General features: G+C 60.3%; 3 protein-coding genes. 1 reads left to right on the top strand and 2 read right to left on the bottom strand.

Translation table 11 applies throughout. The annotated features are described in order from the left end of the window. On the top strand, positions 1–955 hold a 955-nt coding region (locus tag VEJ16_12835; GenBank protein HYB10547.1), incomplete at its 5' end, for a putative sulfate exporter family transporter. Positions 956–974: 19 nt separating this feature from the next. Here VEJ16_12835 and VEJ16_12830 read toward each other — a convergent pair. Together VEJ16_12830 and VEJ16_12825 are read right to left on the bottom strand one after the other, a co-directional pair. Continuing rightward, positions 975–1,877, bottom strand: coding sequence for an ion channel (locus VEJ16_12830; GenBank protein HYB10546.1), 903 nt, complete (start codon positions 1,875–1,877; stop codon positions 975–977). A 36-nt stretch (positions 1,878–1,913) separates the two neighbouring features. Beyond that, the coding region (locus tag VEJ16_12825; protein ID HYB10545.1) for an RNase H family protein at positions 1,914–2,046 on the bottom strand (133 nt) is incomplete at its 5' end.

Below are 2,046 nucleotides of genomic sequence, written 5' to 3'. Positions count from 1 at the left end.
GGGCGTGCTCGCCAGCGTTGTCATCGCGATGGCGGCGACATTCCTATCCGGTCGATACGGTGGACCGGTAATGCTTTTCGCCTTGCTTCTGGGCATGCCCTTCCATTTCCTGTCGCTCGAAGGGCGATGCGTTGCCGGTATCAACATTGCGGCTCGGATGATCCTGCGAATCGGCGTTGGGTTTCTCGGCGCGCGCATTACCATCTCGCAGATCGTGAGCCTTGGCTGGAAACCCTTCCTTTCGGTGATATGCGCAACACTTCTGACAATTCTGGTGGGTGCCGGCATCGCGCGCGCATTCAAGCTCCAGCGCGATTTCGGCCTGCTCACGGGAGGGGCAACCGCGATTTGCGGCGCTTCGGCCGCACTCGCGATCGGGACGGTGCTGCCGCGCGACAGGACAAGTGAACGGGATATTATTTTCGCGGTGATCGGCGTCACGACCCTCTCGACGCTGGCAATGATCCTCTATCCGCTCGTGGCGGCGGTTTTTCACCTCTCATATGTGGATCAAGGTGTATTCCTGGGCGGCACGATCCACGATGTGGCGCAGGTCGTGGGGGCCGGCTACAGCGTCTCCCAACAGACCGGCGATGTGGCGACGGTCGTCAAGTTGCTCCGCGTTAGCATGTTGCTTCCGGTCGTGCTCGGGCTCTCGCTTTTCCTCCCGGGTGCCGCTAGGCCGGCCGGCACGCAGGCACTCCCCGTTCCAGGGTTCCTATTGGGATTCGCGGCACTCGTCGTCCTGGGCAGTCTAGGCGTCATTCCGGCGGTGGTACGCGACGGTTTGGCGTCGATCTCGCAATGGTGCCTCGTGATCGCTATTGCCGCACTCGGCATGAAGACCTCGATCAAAGCGCTCGTGCAGGTCGGTCTGCGGCCAATCGTTCTTATGGTCGCGGAAACGCTCTTTCTCGCGATTTTCGTGCTTTTGGTGATCGAGTTTCTCTTCTGAGCGCTATTCGCGATCGCACTCAGCCAATCGGCACAGTCTCGTGGAATCGGTCGAGGTCCATCCCGCGCTCGCCTTCGGGCGTGCGATAGAGGATGTCCGCGAAACGGCGCGCCCAAAGAAAATCCTCGGCGGCATAGCTGTGGCGCGCGTGCACCGTCTGGCTGAGCGTTTCATCGACGCCGGCGAGGAGGACAATGAGCTCCGTTTCCGAGTGGCGTAAGGATGCGGGTGTCGCACCCCATAACGGACTAGCTTCGTCGATTATGTGAACGACCGTCCAAGACAATCCGAAAAACGAACTCTGGTTACGCACAAGCTTCAGGTCGTAGAGACGGCGAACTTCCGCGCCATACCCCTCGCGCTCGGTCCGCACGAGGGTCACGCCTACCTCCGCCTGGAGGATTTGGTTGCGCCGCTCGTTCGCCATTCTGAATTTGACTGCGGGCTTACCCTCGTGGGGATCGATCACGAGCACCTTGCTGAATATCACGCGTGCGACAGGGCGGGAAAAGCGCGTGAAGAGAATGCCGGTGATGAGGGCGAACGACATGATGCCGACGACCGTCTCGAGCGTAACGACCAGATTGATAAAGAGCGACTTCGGATACATGACGCCGTAGCCAATCGTCGCAATCGTCTGGACCGAGAAGAAGAACGCGTCGGCGAACCCGCCCTTGTCCGCACCTGCAATACCCTCCGGGTCGAGCAGGTAGAGGCACGCGAACAGGACATTGACCAGGATGTAATAGGTGGAGCATAGAAGGATTACGCCCGAGATCGGCAGGGTGAGAAACCAGTAGTATGTGTCCCGCCAATTCCATCGCTTGCCGCCCCTACGCGCAATCCTGACGCTGGCATCGCGATTGAAACTTAGCGACGACGCAACCTCCGCCTTAAGCACCTTGCGCTTCCTTAGCACCATGCAGCTCTCCTGAAGTTTCCCGGATATTCGCGCCGCTCACGATTCGCGCGACAGATAAGCTGCCATGCCCTCGCGGGCAAGCCGATCGGCCCGCTCGTTTTCGACATGCCCAGCGTGGCCCTTGACCCAATGCCACGAGACCGCATGGCCCTCGATCGCTGCGTCGAGG

The sequence above is a fragment of the Alphaproteobacteria bacterium genome (assembly GCA_035625915.1).
Taxonomy (GTDB): Bacteria; Pseudomonadota; Alphaproteobacteria; order JACZXZ01; family JACZXZ01; genus DATDHA01.
Note: the sequence above shows the minus strand (reverse complement) of the source record. Positions and strands in the feature narration are given on the sequence as shown.